General features: G+C 66.9%; 12 protein-coding genes, 1 tRNA gene, 2 pseudogenes and 1 riboswitch. Of the genes and pseudogenes, 8 read left to right on the forward strand and 7 right to left on the reverse strand.

What is annotated here, in order from left to right:
• The first annotated feature begins 371 nt into the window (after nucleotides 1-371).
• The gene (locus AC1DZQ_RS21970; RefSeq protein ID WP_476965487.1) at nucleotides 372-887 is read left to right on the forward strand and encodes an SRPBCC domain-containing protein; all 516 of its coding nucleotides are present in this window, start codon (nucleotides 372-374) and stop codon (nucleotides 885-887) included.
• 96 nt (nucleotides 888-983) lie between these two features.
• On the opposite strand, the gene AC1DZQ_RS21975 is transcribed toward AC1DZQ_RS21970, so the two are convergent.
• Both AC1DZQ_RS21975 and AC1DZQ_RS21980 read right to left on the reverse strand, forming a co-directional pair.
• On the reverse strand, nucleotides 984-2,018 hold the full coding sequence (locus AC1DZQ_RS21975) for a LacI family DNA-binding transcriptional regulator (RefSeq protein ID WP_476965488.1): 1,035 nt from the start codon (nucleotides 2,016-2,018) through the stop codon (nucleotides 984-986).
• Nucleotides 2,019-2,020: 2 nt separating this feature from the next.
• Nucleotides 2,021-3,799 (reverse strand): glycoside hydrolase family 13 protein, encoded by a 1,779-nt coding sequence (locus AC1DZQ_RS21980; protein ID WP_476965489.1) that lies wholly within the window; start codon nucleotides 3,797-3,799, stop codon nucleotides 2,021-2,023.
• Nucleotides 3,800-3,981: 182 nt separating this feature from the next.
• Here AC1DZQ_RS21980 and AC1DZQ_RS21985 point away from each other — a divergent pair, with 182 nt between their 5' ends.
• On the forward strand, nucleotides 3,982-5,352 hold the full coding sequence (locus AC1DZQ_RS21985; protein ID WP_476965490.1) for an FAD-binding oxidoreductase: 1,371 nt from the start codon (nucleotides 3,982-3,984) through the stop codon (nucleotides 5,350-5,352).
• A 33-nt stretch (nucleotides 5,353-5,385) separates the two neighbouring features.
• Here AC1DZQ_RS21985 and AC1DZQ_RS21990 read toward each other — a convergent pair whose 3' ends face one another.
• The 4 genes from AC1DZQ_RS21990 to AC1DZQ_RS22005 form a co-directional block, all read right to left on the reverse strand.
• Nucleotides 5,386-6,804: a DUF4032 domain-containing protein gene (locus tag AC1DZQ_RS21990; protein ID WP_476965491.1), complete on the reverse strand. Its 1,419-nt coding sequence runs from the start codon at nucleotides 6,802-6,804 to the stop codon at nucleotides 5,386-5,388.
• A gap of 136 nt (nucleotides 6,805-6,940) precedes the next feature.
• The gene (locus AC1DZQ_RS21995) at nucleotides 6,941-8,023 is read right to left on the reverse strand and encodes an ABC transporter ATP-binding protein (RefSeq protein ID WP_018775851.1); all 1,083 of its coding nucleotides are present in this window, start codon (nucleotides 8,021-8,023) and stop codon (nucleotides 6,941-6,943) included.
• A 264-nt stretch (nucleotides 8,024-8,287) separates the two neighbouring features.
• Nucleotides 8,288-9,127: a trehalose-phosphatase gene (gene otsB, locus AC1DZQ_RS22000; RefSeq protein WP_476965492.1), complete on the reverse strand. Its 840-nt coding sequence runs from the start codon at nucleotides 9,125-9,127 to the stop codon at nucleotides 8,288-8,290.
• Nucleotides 9,117-10,637, reverse strand: coding sequence for an alpha,alpha-trehalose-phosphate synthase (UDP-forming) (locus AC1DZQ_RS22005; RefSeq protein WP_476965493.1), 1,521 nt, complete (start codon nucleotides 10,635-10,637; stop codon nucleotides 9,117-9,119). The genes otsB and AC1DZQ_RS22005 overlap by 11 nt, the downstream gene beginning before the upstream one ends.
• Before the next feature lie 182 nt (nucleotides 10,638-10,819).
• Here AC1DZQ_RS22005 and AC1DZQ_RS22010 point away from each other — a divergent pair, with 182 nt between their 5' ends.
• From AC1DZQ_RS22010 to AC1DZQ_RS22020, 3 genes are all read left to right on the forward strand, one after another.
• Nucleotides 10,820-11,710, forward strand: coding sequence for a DsbA family protein (locus tag AC1DZQ_RS22010; protein ID WP_476965494.1), 891 nt, complete (start codon nucleotides 10,820-10,822; stop codon nucleotides 11,708-11,710).
• A gap of 201 nt (nucleotides 11,711-11,911) precedes the next feature.
• A tRNA-Thr gene (locus tag AC1DZQ_RS22015) sits at nucleotides 11,912-11,988 on the forward strand.
• A gap of 215 nt (nucleotides 11,989-12,203) precedes the next feature.
• A complete protein-coding gene (locus AC1DZQ_RS22020; RefSeq protein WP_476965495.1) occupies nucleotides 12,204-12,581 on the forward strand; it encodes a hypothetical protein in 378 nt (125 codons plus the stop codon).
• Between the two features lie 34 nt (nucleotides 12,582-12,615).
• Here AC1DZQ_RS22020 and AC1DZQ_RS22025 read toward each other — a convergent pair whose 3' ends face one another.
• Nucleotides 12,616-13,419 carry a methylenetetrahydrofolate reductase gene (locus AC1DZQ_RS22025; RefSeq protein ID WP_476965496.1) on the reverse strand — a complete coding sequence of 268 codons (804 nt, stop codon included), beginning with the start codon at nucleotides 13,417-13,419 and terminating at the stop codon, nucleotides 12,616-12,618.
• 295 nt (nucleotides 13,420-13,714) lie between these two features.
• Nucleotides 13,715-13,812, forward strand: a riboswitch (glycine riboswitch).
• A gap of 156 nt (nucleotides 13,813-13,968) precedes the next feature.
• On the opposite strand from AC1DZQ_RS22025, the pseudogene AC1DZQ_RS22030 reads away from it, so the two are divergent.
• The 3 genes and pseudogenes from AC1DZQ_RS22030 to AC1DZQ_RS22040 all read left to right on the forward strand — a co-directional run.
• A pseudogene (locus tag AC1DZQ_RS22030) lies at nucleotides 13,969-14,220 on the forward strand (hypothetical protein); the annotation flags it as partial.
• Nucleotides 14,213-14,623, forward strand: a pseudogene (locus AC1DZQ_RS22035) (serine hydroxymethyltransferase); the annotation flags it as partial. The pseudogenes AC1DZQ_RS22030 and AC1DZQ_RS22035, both read left to right, overlap by 8 nt.
• A gap of 239 nt (nucleotides 14,624-14,862) precedes the next feature.
• Nucleotides 14,863-15,609, forward strand: a 747-nt coding sequence (locus AC1DZQ_RS22040; RefSeq protein ID WP_476965497.1) for a serine dehydratase beta chain, incomplete at its 3' end; no start/stop codon positions are given.

Genomic DNA, 15,609 nt, shown 5'->3' on the forward strand with positions numbered 1-15,609 from the left:
GACCCACAGCGCCGATGGTACTGCACCCGGGAGGGTGTGGGAGAGTAGGTCACCGCCGGAACACCATTCAGGTCGAGGACCCCCAACCACCGTTGGGGGTCCTCCCGCATTTAACCCCCCTTCCCGCGGGCTCTCCGGGGCGCTCCGCGGTTCGTGGGGAAAGATTCCGGTCACCCCGCCACGGCCCAGTCCCGCCCCGGCGCGGCCCGGCACGTGCCGCACCCCAACTGACCCGCAGCAGGGGCCGTTATCAGCCCCCACAACGGCCCCAGCTGCGAGCCAGTTGGGGAAGAGGACCCCAGCTCCGCACGATGTGAGGGAACACGTCGCGAGGGGCTTGCGCGGGTCTTGCGCGGGTAGAGTAAATGCCCATGGATAACCTCTTCAGCCACGCTCCCGTTGACCCGACTGATGGCCCCGAACCGGATGCAGCGGACGGTCTGGAGCCGGTCGTGCTCACTGTCGTGGTCCCGGGCACAGTCGCCCGGGCCTTCATGGGCTTCACGGAGCACACGCACCTCTGGTGGCCGCTCGAGGACCACAGCGTCTATGGCGCCGGCTCCTACGTCGAGTTCGAGGAGAACCTGATCATGGAGACCTCGGATGACGGCAGGACGGCTGTTTGGGGATCGATTGACGACTGGCAGCCGCCGCTGTCCTTCCACGCCAGCTGGCACCCTGGAACGACTGCCATCTGGTCCACCGAACTCCGGGTGGCATTCAAGGCGGTAGGCGAGGGAACAGAGCTCCGCCTGGTCCACAGCGGCTGGGAAGGCGCCGAGGACCCCGCGGCAGCCCGGGCCGAGTACGCGGCCGGCTGGCCCGGCGTCCTGGACCGCTTCGTTCGGTTCATGGGTGGCGCCGGTGCACCAGGCCCGGACGCCTGAGCAGCTATTGAGACTGGCGTCCCCGCACGCGCCGGCGTAGTCGCCGGCGGCAGGCCCGGCAAGGCCAGGCAGGGCCCGGCGGGATCTAGCCCGGCCCTAGCCCCGCAGGGGTCCCTGGTCAACGGGCGGAACAGCGGTGCTGGACCGGATGACAAAGCGCGTGGGGTATTCGGTATGCGCGGCCGCCGTGTCTCCGGTGCCGTCGAGCCTGGCCAGCAAACGCCGCACGGCCAACGCACCCTGGCCCCGGGCGTCCTGATCGATCGTGGTCAGCCCGAAGACCTCACCCAGCTCATGGCCGTCGATGCCGATGACGGATAGGTCCTGCGGCACCCGCAGACCGAAATCCCGGGCAGCGAGGATCGTGCCGATCGCCATCTCGTCCGAGGCGGCAAAGACGGCCGTGGGACGCTCCGGCGAGCCACCGAGCAGCTCACGGGCGTTGGCGTAGGCGCCCTGGATCGTGAAATCGGCGGAGACCTGCCACTCCGGCCGGACCGGCAGCCCGGCGTCCCGCATGGCCTTCTTGAAGCCCGCCTGACGCGTCCCGGGAAGGCGGAAATCCTGCTCGTACGCGGCATCGCCGGTCATGTGGGCGATTTTGCTGTGGCCAAGCTGGATGAGGTGCCGGGCCGCGGCCTCCGCGATGCCGGAGTCATCGATGCGGATGGTCGACGCCCCGGGCAGCGGGCCGCCGATCCCCACGATCGGGCGGTGGATGGCCAGCATCTGGTCAATCTCGGCCGCGGAGAGCTCCAGGGACACGGCGATCACGGCATCCACGCGCTTGCGCAGCAGGAAGTCGTTCAGCACACTGTGACGGCGCTCCCGGCCCTCGCTGACGTTGTACAGCGTGAGGTCGTAGCCGGCATCCAGCAGGGTCGCCGAGACACCTTCGAGCACCGAGGAAAAAAACCACCGGTGGACCGAAGGGATAACAAGGCCGACGTTGTGGTTCCGCCCTGAGGCAAGGCTCGAGGCCTGGTACGACGCGACGAAACCGAGCTCGGCGGCGGCGGTGCGGGCACGCTCCCGGCTCCGCGGGGAGACATTGCCCTTGCCACTCAAGGCGCGTGAAACGGTAGCGATTGAGAGGCCGGCCCGTTCCGCGACGTCCTTGATGCCGGGCATGCCTAGCCCTCCGTGTCCTCGAGATAGATTTCCAGCCAAACAGACTCACCTGAGCTTAACGGATCTCCGGCGCTGGCCATGTCCCCGGTGTCGTAGCCGGCACCCGGGGACGTTGAACTGCGCAGCAGCACCCGCCCGGCGGGCAGTTCCAGCGGCTCGGCCCCGACATTTAGCAGCACCAGCGTGGAGCCGTTGAGGAAGGCAAGGCTCGTGTCCGTGCACAGGTCCTCGTACCAGGACAGCGAGCCGCGGCCAAGTTCCAGCCGGCGGCGCAGCTCCAGCATGCGCTTGTAGAGGCTCAGATGCGACGACGGCGAAGCGGCCTGCACATCCCGCGCCAGCCGCGAGAAGCTCTCCGGCTGCGGCAGCCAGGGGTCCTGCCCGTGGCCGAATCCAGCGTTGCGTTCCCCGGCCCGCCAAGGCAGCGGGACACGGCAGCCGTCACGGCCCAGCCGCGCGCCGCCGGTGCGGGCGAACGTGGGGTCCTGGCGCCGGGTGTCGGGGATGTCGATCCCGTCCGGCAGGCCGAGCTCCTCGCCCTGGTAGAGGTAGGCCCCGCCGGGCAGCCCCAGCATGAACAAGGACGCCGCGGCCGCCCGGGACCGTCCGAGGTCCTCGTCCGGCTGCGGATCCCAGGTGCCGATTCCGTCACCGTCGCGGGGCGCCTGGCCGTTGTACCCGAATCGGGTCGCGTGGCGGACGACGTCGTGGTTGGAGAGCACCCAGGTGCTGGGAGCGGCGACGGCGTCCAGTGCCGTCAGCGACTCCGTGACGATGTGCCGCATCCGGTGCACGTCGAGGCCGGCGTGCAGGTAGGGGAAGTTGAAGGCCTGGTGCATTTCGTCCGGGCGGACCCAGTCGGCGAGCCGGGGGAGCGGGTCCACGTTGGCCTCGGCGCAGAGGATCCGGTCGGGACCGTACTCGGCGAGAATCCGCCGCCACCGGCGGTAGATGTCATGGAGCGCGGGCTGGCCAAACATCGGTGCGTCGCTTCCGGGGAAGCCGTCCGAGCTGCTGCCGTCGGCCCGGCCGCCCCATTCCGGCAGGCCCGGGGCCTTCACGAGGGCGTGCGCCACGTCCACCCGGAAACCGGAGACCCCGCGGTCCAGCCAGAAGCGCAGGACCCGTTCGAATTCTTCGTGGACGGCGTCGTTGTCCCAGTTGAAGTCCGGCTGGGAGGAGTCGAAGAGGTGCAGGTACCACTGGCCCGGCGCGCCGTCCGGTTCGGCGATCCGGGTCCAGGCTGAACCGCCAAAGTGGGACTGCCAGTTGTTCGGCGGTTCCTCGCCGAATGCCCCGCGGCCGTCGCGGAAGATGAACATGTCCCGTTCCGGGCTGCCGGCGGGCGCGGCCAGGGCGGCCTGGAACGCCGGGTGCTGGTCCGAGCAGTGGTTGGGCACGAGGTCAACGATCATCCGCAGCCCCAGCCGGGTAGCCTCGGCCATCATGGCGGCGAAATCGTCCAGTGTGCCGAACAAGGGGTCGACGTCGCAGTAGTCACTGACGTCGTAGCCGGCGTCACGCTGCGGGGAGCGGTAGAACGGGGAAAGCCAGACGGCGTCGATGTCCAGTTCGGCAAGGCGGGGCAGTTCCGCCGTGATTCCGGCGAGATCGCCGATGCCGTCGCCGTTCAGGTCCCGGAACGAGCGCGGATAGACCTGATAGATGACGGCCGAGCGCCACCATCCCGGAATGTGGTCTGCCGCGTGCACGGGGGTCAGCGGACCCGTCAGGGGGCCGGCCAGCGCGGCGGGTGAGAAGAGAACTGAATCAACGGACATGACGGCAATAGTAAGGCTCCTACGCCAGATAATGAAAACGCTTCCAGTCATATTTAGGCGGCAATTTCGGCACCTGACCGGAGTATCCCGCACCTTGTTGGAAGCGCTTGCAACTGTGAGCCGCATCACGGACAATGCGCGGCCTTAGACTGGAATCCGGATTCGACCGAACTGGAGACCGCATGCGCAGCATCATCGATGAGCTGACCTCTTCCCTGGGCGCGGCGAAAATTGCCGTGGACGCGACCACCCTGGCCGCCTATGCCGTGGACCAGGCTCCCGTCCTGGACTATCAGCTCCCGCAGGCGGTGGTCCGCGCCGAATCGGTGGCCGACGTGCAGGCGACTGTGCGTGCCTGCGCCGCCCTCGGCGTCGCGCTCGTGGCGCGCGGAGCCGGCACCGGCGTCTCCGGGGGTGCCCATGCAAGCGCCGGCTGCGTGGTGCTCACGCTCGAGGGGATGAACCGCATCCTGGACCTCAATCCGGATGACGAGACCGCCGTCGTGGAGCCCGGCGTCATCAACGCGGACCTGAACGCGGCCGCCGCCGAGCACGGGCTCATGTACGCCCCGGATCCTGCGAGCTTCAAGATTTCCACCATCGGCGGCAACGTGGCCACCAATGCCGGCGGGCTGCGCTGCGCGAAGTACGGGGTGACCCGGGACTCGGTCCTGGCGCTCGACGTCGTCCTCGCGGACGGCTCCCTCATCCACACCGGCCACCAGACCTTCAAGGGCGTCGCCGGCTACGACCTCACCGGGCTGTTCGTCGGCTCGGAGGGGACCCTGGGGATCGTGGTCGGTGTCACCGTGCGGCTGAAGTACCTGCCGCGCGACGTGCACACCATCGCCGCCTTCTACCCGGATTTCCGCAGCGCCGCGGCCGGGGTCCTCGCCGTGGGCAGGGCCCGCGTGCAGCCGGCCATCATGGAACTGCTCGACGGCGGCTCGCTCGCCCAGCTCGATGACCTCCACGGCTCGGACCTGGCCACGCGCGGGGCGTCCCTGCTGCTGATCCAGACCGACGGCTTCGGTGCGGCGGCGGAAGCCGCGGCCATCCGCCCGGTCCTGGTGGCGGGAGGAGCGGTGGTGACCATGGAGGCCAATGCGGAGGCGGAGCAGCTTGTCGAACTGCGCCGCAACAGCCGCGGGACCGAGGTGGACGACGAATACCGGGTGGGCGAGGACGTGGCCGTACCGCGCTCACGCCTGGTGGATTACGTCGCCGAGCTCGAAGCCATGGCGGCGGAGCACCGGGTCCAGCTCAAAGTCGTGGCACATGCCGGCGACGGAAACCTGCACCCCACCTTCTGGGTCGACCGGGTGGACAACGCCGTGGACCCCGATGCCATGGCCCGCCTCGGCGCCGCCCTGGACAGGTCGATTGCCGTAGCCCTGGCCATGGGCGGCACCATTACCGGCGAACACGGGATCGGTCAGTACAAGCTGCGCTGGCTTGGCCTGGAGCAGAAGGAACCCGTCCGCGAACTGCAGCGCCGGATCAAGGAACTGTTCGACCCGGCCGGGATACTGAACCCCGGCAAAGCGATTTAGCCCGAGCGTGCCACAACGTCCCAGCCCGGCGGCTTAGTCGTCGGAGTCCGGGTATTCGTCAACGGATTCGTCGGCGCCATACCGTGATTCCTCGGTCTCTACCTCCAGGATCTTGAGCAATCCCGTGTCCGGGTTGAGCATGATCGCAGCCTCGTCCCGGCGGTGACGGAGTTCGTTGTCGATGTAGGACTGGACGGCCTCGGCCAGGGGGATGTGCCGGTTCTCCTTCTCGGACATGTACCAGCGGTGCTCCAGGACCTCGTGCACGGCCTCGGCCGGTTCGAGCTTGCCGGAGAGGTCGCGGGGGATGGCCCGGACGATCGGCTCGAAGACCTGGCTGACCCACAGGTGCGCGCTGTATTCCTCGTCCATGCCCGGATTGTTGTCCGCACGGAATGAATCCATATCGTTCAGGAGCCGGCGGGCCTGGTTTTCCTGGGCGTCCAGGCCGGTCAGGCGCAGCAGCCGGCGCTGGTGGTGCCCGGCGTCGACGACCTTCGGCTGGAGCTGGATGGTGGAGCCGTTCTGCGTGGTCTTGATCGCGTATTCCTCGACGTCGAACCCCAGCTCGTTGAGCCGCCGGATGCGGGCGGCCACCCGCCAGCGTTCCCCGATCTCAAACGACTCCTTCGCCGTCAGCTCGGTCCACAACCGCCGGTAGCTGTCCATGATGAGCTCGCTGGTGGCCACCGGGTCCACCTTCTCCTCGATCAGGCCGCCGTCGAGCAGGTCCATGAGTTCCCCGGCGATGTTGACGCGGGCGATTTCGAGGTCGTACTCGCGCTGGCCGGTGGACAAATCCGGGTACAGCTCGCCGGTCTCGGCGTCGACGAGATAGGCGGCGAAGGCGCCGGCATCGCGTCGGAACAAGGTGTTGGAGAGCGAGACGTCGCCCCAGTAGAAGCCGATCAGGTGCAGTCGGACCAGCAGCAGCGCCTGGGCGTCGATGAGCCGGGTCAGGGTGTCCTTGCGCAGCATCTGGGAGAAGAGCGCGCGGTAGGGCATGGAGAACTTCAGGTGCCGGGTGACCAGCACGGGGTTCAGCGGCCGGCCCTCCGGGGTGGTGCGTCCGGTAATGACGGCCACCGGTTCCACGCCGGGAACGTCCAGCCGGGCGAGCTTGCGCAGCATGTGGTACTCGTGGCGGGCCACGTGCTCCGAGGTTTCCTTGATGGCGATGACGGAGCCGCCGAGGTGGGCGAAGCGCACGATGTGCCGCGAGATGCCGCGGGGGAGCGCTGCCAAATACTCTGCCGGCCAGTCCTCGAGGGCAATGTGCCAGGGCAGGTCCAGCAACTCGGGCTCGGTGGCGGCGGCCGTGATGCTCAGCGAGCTGGACACCATCGAGGCCTTTTCGTCATTGGCGCTGGCGGCCTCGAACCGGGGCAATTTTCCGATCTGCCCGTAGTCAGTGGGCTCGTCGTGCCACTGGGCGCTGTTTTCCTCGGTCATGCGTTTTCCTCGGTCATGAATCAATTCTTCCGTATTTGCAGGGCCGCACCTAAAGAAGGGCAGTTAACGCCCGACGGCGGCCCTCCACTGGGGAGGACCGCCGTCAGTTGCACCGTGGGTGGGTGAGTGGTGGGGCCTAGTCGCCGAGGCGCAGGCCGGTCTTGGTGTCGAACAGGTGTACGTGGCCTGACTGCGGGCGGACCCAGATGGACTCACCCTTCATCGGGGGGCGGCGGCCGTCGACGCGGGCCACGATGTCGTGGCTCTGTCCATCGAGCGTGGTGTGGCCGTAGACGTAGGCGTCGGCGCCGAGTTCTTCGACGACGTCGACCTCGACCTGGAGGCCTTCGCCCTGGGCAACAGTCTCAAGGTCTTCCGGGCGGGAACCGAGGGTCACGGTCTGGCCGTGGGCCTCCTCGAGGACGTCGCGCGGTACCGGGTAGACGGTCCCGCCGAACTGCACGCCGCCGTCGACGACGGGGAGTTCGAGCAGGTTCATCGCGGGGGAGCCGATGAAGCCCGCCACGAAGACGTTCTTGGGCTTGTCGTAAAGGTTGCGCGGGGTGTCGACCTGCATCAGCAGGCCGTCCTTCAGCACGGCGACGCGGTCGCCCATGGTCATGGCCTCGACCTGGTCGTGGGTCACGTAGACCGTGGTGACGCCGAGGCGGCGGGTCAGGGACGCGATCTGGGTGCGGGTCTGCACGCGCAGCTTGGCATCAAGGTTGGACAGCGGCTCGTCCATGAGGAAGACCTGCGGGTTACGCACAATGGCGCGGCCCATGGCAACACGCTGACGCTGGCCGCCGGAGAGGGCCTTCGGCTTGCGGTCCAGGTACGGTTCGAGGTCGAGCAGCTTGGCGGCCTCGCGGACGCGCTCGGCGCGCTCTTCCTTGCTGACGCCGGCGATCTTCAGCGCGAAGCCCATGTTGTCCGCCACGGTCATGTGCGGGTACAGGGCGTAGTTCTGGAACACCATGGCGATGTCGCGATCCTTCGGCGGGACGTCCGTGACGTCGCGGTCGCCAATGAGGATGCGGCCGGAGTTGACGTCCTCGAGACCTGCAAGCATGCGCAGGGAGGTCGACTTTCCGCAGCCGGAGGGTCCAACGAGAACCAGGAATTCGCCATCGGCGATGTCAATGTTGAGCTTGTCAACAGCGGGCTTCTCGGTGCCCGGGTACAGACGTGTTGCGTTATCAAAAGTAACTGTAGCCACAGTTATCAATCCCTTCACCGGCAGGTACGTGCCGGACGATCCGTAGTGAATGGTCGTTTTATGCAGTTGTTAATTCAATTGTGGGATCTCATGCGCATACTCCTCGGCCGAAGCCGAGGAGTATCCAGTGACGCCGCACGGTAGTTGTGCGCCACATCACAAACAGAGTATGTCAGATTTATGCCAAATGGACTAAAAAGTTACGGATGTCACACGTGATGCTGCCCACTTGGGCCCTTGGCGGCTGCATTGTTGGGTCCCTGCCTAGGGCCGGACTGCGCGTGTCCGCTCCCTCAGGAGGGCTTCGAGCAGTTCGCAGATGTGGACCGGCGCCTCGACGCGGAACTCGGCCTGGGTGAAATCGAGCCCCACTTTTACGCCGAGATCGCCAGGGACGAGGCTGCCCAGGGCGTCCTCGTCGGTGGTGTCGTCTCCGGCGAACACCACCGCCGTGGCCCCGGTGGCCTGCCGCAGGAAGGCAATGCCCTCTCCCTTGGAGGCATTGACCACGGAGGTTTCCAGGACGCGGTGCCCGGTTTTCAGGAAAACGCCGCTGCGGTCCTGCAGGACGGCCCGCGCCGCGTCGACGGCGTCCTCGGCGACGTCGGGGGCCGCGAGCCGTGTGTGCAGGACGACGCCGGCCGGCTTGTCCTCCAGGAGGGTCCCGGGGGCCTGTTCCACGATCCCCTCAAGCTCCTTGCGGATGTCGGCCAACAGTTCCCGCTGGGCGTCGTCGAGCAGCAGCTGCGAGGAGCCCGGCCCCATCCAGACTTCGGCGCCGTGGCTGCCGATCAGCAGCGTGTTCTCCGGCGGGAAGGCGACGGCCCGCAGGCTGTCCAGCGCGCGGCCGGAGATGAGCGCCGTCGTGGTCAGGGGAAGTTCCGCCAGTCCCGCGAAGGCGGCCGCCGAGCGCGGGAGCGCGCGGGAGTCGCCCGCATGGTCCACGAGCGGTGCCATGGTGCCGTCGAAGTCCATCGCCACGAGCAGGTGCTCGGTGCCGGCGACGCGCCGCACGGCCGCCAGCAGTTCAGGGGAGAGCGAGAGCGGGGCCGTGTCCGAATCGTTGGTGTCTGGATCGTTGGTGCCGGTGGCGTCAGGAGTCATCGCGTACAACCTTTTCGGCGAGGGCGTTCAGGAAGTCGGAGGACCAGAGGTCGACGTCGTGGTCCAGGATCTGCTTGCGCATTGACCGCATACGTCGCGATGCCTCGGTCGGCTGCATGTTGACGGCCTTCATGATGGTGTCCTTGAGGCCGTCAATGTCGTGCGGGTTCATCAGCAGGGCCTGTTTGAGCTGGTCGGCGGCGCCGGCAAACTCACTCAGTACCAACGCGCCGTCGTTATTGGTCCGGGCCGTGACGTATTCCTTGGCCACGAGGTTCATGCCGTCGCGCAAGGCGGTGACCAGCATGACGTCGGCGGCCAGGTACAGCGACACCATCTCCTCGATGGGGTAACTGTGGTGCAGGTAGCGGACGGCCGTGCTCTCCATGGTGTCGAAGGTGCCGTTGATGTGGCCCACCGTGCCTTCAACCTCCTCACGGAGCAGGCGGTACTGCTCCACGCGTTCCCGGCTGGGGCTGGCCACCTGAATCAGGGTCGCGTCCTCCACGGTGACCTTGCCGTCCTGCAGCAGTTCCTCGTACGCCTTGAGCCGGTGCCGGATGCCCTTGGTGTAGTCGAGCCGGTCGACGCCGAGCAGGATGGTCTTGGGGTTGCCAAGGTCCCGGCGGATCTGGTGGGCGCGCTCAATGACTTCCGGACTCTTCGCGAGCTCGCTGATCTGCTTGACGTCAATGGAGATAGGGAATGCCTGGGCCCTGGCGATGTGGGTGGTTTCGCCGTCGGCGCCCCTGACATGGACCTGCTGCTGCTTGACGCTGGCGCCCAGGAAGCGCCGAGCCGAGCGCATGAAGTTTCCGGCGTCGCTGCTGCGCTGGAAGCCCACCAGGTCCGCGCCCAGCAGGCCGTCGATGATCGCACGGCGCCACGGGAGCTGGGCGAAGATCTCCGGTGGCGGGAACGGGATGTGGTTGAAGAACCCGATTTTCAGGTCCGGCCGGGCCTCCCGGAGCAGCTTGGGAACCAGCTGCAGCTGGTAGTCCTGCACCCAGACGGTGGCACCCTCGGCCGCATGTCGGATGACGGCGTCGGCGAACCTCCGGTTGACCTTCCGGTAGGAGTCCCACCAGGTGCGGTGGAACTCCGGCGGCGCGATCACGTCGTGGTAGAGCGGCCACAGCGTGGCGTTGGAAAAGCCCTCGTAGAAAAGCTCGATGTCATCCGTGCTCAGCTGGACGGGGATCAGGTCGATGCCGCCGTGGCTGAAGGGCTTGACCGTCTCATCGGGGGCGCCGTGCCAGCCCACCCAGGCGCCGTCGGTCTTGGTCATCATCGGGGCCAGCGCTGTCACGAGTCCGCCGGGGGAGCGGCGCCAGCCGTCCTCGCAGCCGGCCTCGTCGGCAGAACAGCGGTCGACGGGCAGCCGGTTGGACACCACCATGAAGTCGAACTGATCCCCTGCCGCGGCACTGGTGGCGGCGCCGTCCGTGGCGGTCTGCTCCGCGTCAGTGGTGGCCTGTGTGCCGTGGCCGGCGCTGTCCGTTGCTTCCATTGGTGCCCCCTGGGGTCCGCTCGTGGCTCTCCATCAACCCTAGCCGCACGGAATCTTCCCGGCTATTCGTCCGTTGGGCAGGCGGAAGGAAAACTTGAAAGCGCAAGTTCTCGGGTTTCTCCCCTAAAATGATGACGTTGCCACTGAGTGGACCGTCCCTGGCCGAACGACCCGAGGAACCAATGAGCCCCGCAAACGAACCCCGACTGTCTAAGGCAGAGCGCACTGCCGCGGCGCGCGAGAAAGCCCGCGAGATTCGCGAGGCGCAGCTGAAGAAAGAGAAGCGCAACAAGCTGCTGATCGGCTGGGGCATTGTCGCCGCCGTCGTCGCGATCATCGTGATCGTCGCGCTGGTTGTCACCTCCAACATCAAGAACAACGCCCCGGTTGCCGACGAGGGACCCACGCCGGCCAACGGCAACATCCATGGCGGTGTCACCCTGCTGGCGAACACCGAGGTTGCGAAGACCGATCCCGCAACCGTGAAGCTGTCCGACCTCCCGGCCGCGCCTGCCACGCCGCCGTCTCCGGTGACGGCCCCGGGCGCCGAGGCTGAGGCCGGCAAGCCGGTCAAGGTGGTCCTCTACATCGACTTCATCTGCCCCGTCTGCAAGAACTTCGAGGCGCAGTACAACGAGACCCTTACCAAGCTGCGCAACGACGGCAAGATCACGGTGGAGTACCGCCCGCTCGGCTTCCTGGACAGCCGGTCCACCACCAACTACTCCTCGCGCGCGGCCAACGCCGCAGCCTGCGTGGTCAACGAATCCCCGGAGAAGTACTCGGACTTCGTCGACCTGCTGTTCGCCAAGCAGCCGGCCGAAGGCAGCGCCGGGCTCTCCGACGACGAGCTGAAGAAGCTGGCGGCCGACGTCGGGGCCAAGAGCATCGAGACGTGCGTGGATGGCAAGACCTACCGTCCGTGGGTGAAGCACACCACCCAGGAGGCCACGGTGATCGGCATTACCGGAACGCCCACCGTGTTCGTCGAGGGCAAGCAGTGGGGCGTCGGCGACAGCGCCCAGACGCCGTTCGACCAGTACCTGCAGGCCGCGGTCGACGCCAAGAAGTAACCGTCCGCGGCACATGCCGTTGAAGGGACGCTGTTGAAGGCCCGGCCCCGGATCGCTCCGGGGCCGGGCCTTGGCTTTTGGCCTTCGCTTTGCGGGAGGGGCGTTGCGCGTTTTTCTCACCGGGCGTCGGTGGGCTAATCTTGTCTAGCGTCCTGACATCCGCGCCATTTGTGGCCTGGTGATGTGTCGGGTTGCAGGAATGCCTCCTTAGCTCAGTTGGCCAGAGCACCGCTCTTGTAAAGCGGGGGTCGTCGGTTCGAATCCGACAGGGGGCCCCACGAACCCCTCCTTCCCGGTGATTCCGCCGGGGAGGAGGGGTTTTCTCATGCCCGAAAACGGGGCGATGCTTGGTTGGACAACATGTCCAGCCAAGGAAGTAGCGGATTGGCTCCCGGTCGCACAGGCGTCCGACCCCCATCCACCCTGGCCCACGCGTCGTGGCGTACGATCCGGTTACAACATTCCGGTTCACCACAGGACAGCAGGAGGGCTGATGCAGAGTTCGTCCGTTCCGGCCCGGACAGCGTGGGCCGTGGTCGCGGCCGTGGGCCTCATCCTGCTTTGCCTGGGTCTGGGCCAGAAATTCTACTTCGGGTCCGTCACGAATGCCTTTGCGCGGGACCGACTCGGCAACACGCTCATCCTGGCCGGGGCCGTCCTTGGTCTGGCGGCCGCCGGCTGGTCGAGGTATCGGGGCGATCCCTTGTGGGTCACTGTCATGGTGGCGGTCCCGGCCGTGGTCATTGGGGGACTGAATCTGGTCGTCGGCGACAGCCTGCTGCCGCACATCGCTGCGCTAGCCGCAGTCCCGCTGGGAGTGGCCGGGGTTATCGGCGGCGTCGTCGTCGGGACGCACCGCATCAGGTCCTGAGCCCCGCCCGCCGGCCCGTTGCCGTAGATGGCGTTCATCCGGTCACTTGAGTGGAACGAAGACGGCGGCCGGCCACGTCGGAGGGGAGCGCTTCAAAGCAATTGAAGCTGTAGAGATGGATGCCGTCGATGACGGGCTGCGCGGCCAGCTCGTCGATGAGAGCGCCGGGAGAGTAGCGTTCGCCGCCCAGGAGGCGGCGGGCGAGCGGTCCGGTCCGGCTCACGAACCGCAGGGACGTTCCGACGCCGATTTTCGTTGCCAGTGCGATCAGCCTGGTTCGTTGCACGGCGCCGGCAACCCCGGCCAGGACCGGAAGCGTGACCCCCTCGCGGCGCAGCATCGCCGCATAGCTGTGGATCCTGTCCGCCGAGAAGCACATCTGGGTGACGACGCTGGAGGCAAGTTCCTGCTTGGCCAATAGCGATTCGAGCAGCTGCAGAGTGCCGATGCCGGGGTGGCCCTCCGGGTATCCGGCGATCCCAACGGCCATCTGGCCGCCGCTGATTTCCGCGATCTCGCGCAGCAGCTCGCCGCCATTCGCGTAGGGACCCGCAGGCTGCGGGGCGTCACCGCCTACCGCGAACATTTCCGAGATGCCGGCCACACCACAGTCCCGGATGATGCCGGCCAGCTGGGAGCGGTCCTCCAGGCTCCGGGCTGCGAGGTGCGGGACCACGGTGTAGCCCAGCAGGCTGAGCTGGACGGCCGTGCGCATGGTCCGTCCGATCCCGTGGTGGGGCAGGCACGTGATGGTGAGCGTCGTGGTCAGCGGCACTGCCGTCTGGATTTTTTCGACGATTCCCTCGGAAGGAATGATTTCAAGTCGTGTATGGAACATCTTTGATCCTCTGTGCCAGTGTCACAGTAGAGCTCCTTCTGGGCCAGGGGGCGGGTGTTTTCGGGCCATTTAATAGTCAGGGCTTGGCCCCGGTCCCGTCTACGAATGAACGGTGCGGTCTTGCCAGCGAGTATAGACATTCGTATAAAGTCCGCGCACCGGGGCGGCTTTCATACATATGGATAAAGGGCATCGACAAAATTAAGCAGGTTGTTGTAGCCAGCCGTTCCGGCCCTGCTGGATGATGAATGGCAACACCGCTGGGACCCCGGTCACGGCGCAAGCGACACGCTTTTGATCTGCGGCGGGAGAGTCCCGCAAGCAAATGATGCGGGCGCCGTAGGAGCAAGTCCTCCCCGGGAATCTCTCAGGCCCACGTACCGCCGCTACGAGGCAACTCTGGAAAGCAGCTCGCTCTTCACCAGGAGGGCAAGCTCACCGACGGTGCAAGCAGACCCTGTCTGCGGAATCTCTCAGGTCCACGACAGAGCGGGGAGGAACCCGATCCATAGCCGTGTCCTGCGGGCCGGCCAGACCCTGGAGTTCCCTATGACCGTTCAGTCCAATCCCTCTGCCTTCGTTGACCGGCACATCGGCGCGCGCCGCCAGGCCGACATCGACACCATGCTCAAGGCGATCGGCTACGACAGCGTTGATGGCCTTGTGGACACCGCTGTGCCCGACTCCATCCGTCAGGAAAGCCCGCTCAACCTGGACAGCGCGTTGAGCGAGGTCGAGGTACTGGCGGAGCTGCGCCGCCTGGCGTCCAAGAACAGGATGGCCGTGCAGATGACTGGCCGGCGCCCGGATCCTCGCCGAGCGCCTGGTCCAGCCGGACGTCACCGCCAACGGGATCAACGTGATCTCCGGCGGCACCGACGTGCACCTGGTCCTGGTGGATTTGCGCGAGTGTGAGCTCAACGGGCAGGAGGCCGAGGACCGGCTCGCGGCGATCGACATCACCGTGAACCGCAACGCCGTCCCGTTCGATCCGCGCCCGCCGATGGTCACCTCGGGGCTGCGGATCGGAACCCCGGCCCTCGCGACCCGCGGCTTCGGCGAGGCGGCCTTCACCGAGGTTGCCGACATCATCGCCGAGGCGTTGATCGCCGACGCCGGTGCGGACCGGTCCGGCCTGCGTTCCCGGGTGGAGGCCCTCGCCGCCGCCCACCCGCTTTACCCCTCGGTTGATAACCTCGCCTAAGCGACGTAAGACTGAAGTAGCAGCAGTACAGAACTAGCAGCAGTACAGAACTAACGCAGTACAGATCACGACGCCGGGTTGCCGCACCAGCCGCCGCCCGGCGTCGTGCATCCGGCGGCAGTGCCGCCAACCGGCGGAATTGGCCGCCTACCGGCGGGATTGGCCGCCTACCGGCGGCCGGACCGCCTTCCGGCAAGACCCTCTGCCGGGCCACAGCAAGACCTAGTTAGGAACGGACAATGGCTGTTGGAGTCTTTGACCTCTTTTCCATCGGAATAGGGCCATCCAGCTCGCACACCGTGGGCCCCATGCGGGCCGCCGCGGTCTTCGCCGAGGAACTCAAAGCCTCCGGGGACCTGGAGAAGGTCGCCTCGCTCCGGGTGGACCTCTACGGCTCCCTCGCCGCCACCGGCCACGGCCACGGCACCATGACGGCCATCCTGCTCGGGCTCGAGGGCTTCCACCCCGAGCAGATCCTGCCCGAGGAAGTCGAGGACCGGCTCGCCGCGATYGCCGAAACCGGGAAACTGCAGCTGGCAGGTTCCGTCCAGCTTCCCTACGGCGTGAAGGACATGATCCTGCGCCCCCTCACCATCCTGCCGCGGCACACCAACGGCATGACCTTCACCGTCTCGGACGCCGACGGCGAAGTCCTGCACTCCGCCACGTTCTTCTCCGTGGGCGGCGGCTTCATCGTGCGCGARGGSGAGGAGGACGCCGCGCTCAAGGAACTCGACGAATCCAAGAAGGAACTKCCSCTGCCCTTCCGCACKGCYGCGGAACTGCTGGGCCGCTGCCAGTCCAAAGGCCTCTCGATCGGCGAGATCATGTTCGTCAACGAGCGCGCCTCCCGCACCGAAGAAGAGATCCGCGAAGGCCTGCTGCACATCTACTCCGTGATGGAAGGCTGCGTCGAGGTCAGCCTCAAACGCACCGGGCTGCTGCCCGGCGGACTCAAGGTCCGCCGCCGTGCGCCCGACTGGCAC

The organism is Arthrobacter sp. P1_C12_2, from assembly GCF_056406415.1.

What these genes read in the sequence shown, in the direction of transcription:
- AC1DZQ_RS21990 (WP_476965491.1), bottom strand. Translation starts at nt 6,804, where the DNA reads ATGACCGAGGAAAACAGCGCCCAGTGGCACGACGAGCCCACTGACTAC.
- AC1DZQ_RS21970 (WP_476965487.1), top strand. Translation starts at nt 372, where the DNA reads ATGGATAACCTCTTCAGCCACGCTCCCGTTGACCCGACTGATGGCCCC.
- AC1DZQ_RS21985 (WP_476965490.1), top strand. Translation starts at nt 3,982, where the DNA reads ATGCGCAGCATCATCGATGAGCTGACCTCTTCCCTGGGCGCGGCGAAA.
- AC1DZQ_RS21980 (WP_476965489.1), bottom strand. Translation starts at nt 3,799, where the DNA reads ATGTCCGTTGATTCAGTTCTCTTCTCACCCGCCGCGCTGGCCGGCCCC.
- AC1DZQ_RS22020 (WP_476965495.1), top strand. Translation starts at nt 12,204, where the DNA reads ATGCAGAGTTCGTCCGTTCCGGCCCGGACAGCGTGGGCCGTGGTCGCG.
- AC1DZQ_RS22005 (WP_476965493.1), bottom strand. Translation starts at nt 10,637, where the DNA reads ATGGAAGCAACGGACAGCGCCGGCCACGGCACACAGGCCACCACTGAC.
- AC1DZQ_RS22010 (WP_476965494.1), top strand. Translation starts at nt 10,820, where the DNA reads ATGAGCCCCGCAAACGAACCCCGACTGTCTAAGGCAGAGCGCACTGCC.
- AC1DZQ_RS21975 (WP_476965488.1), bottom strand. Translation starts at nt 2,018, where the DNA reads ATGCCCGGCATCAAGGACGTCGCGGAACGGGCCGGCCTCTCAATCGCT.
- otsB (WP_476965492.1), bottom strand. Translation starts at nt 9,127, where the DNA reads ATGACTCCTGACGCCACCGGCACCAACGATCCAGACACCAACGATTCG.
- AC1DZQ_RS22025 (WP_476965496.1), bottom strand. Translation starts at nt 13,419, where the DNA reads ATGTTCCATACACGACTTGAAATCATTCCTTCCGAGGGAATCGTCGAA.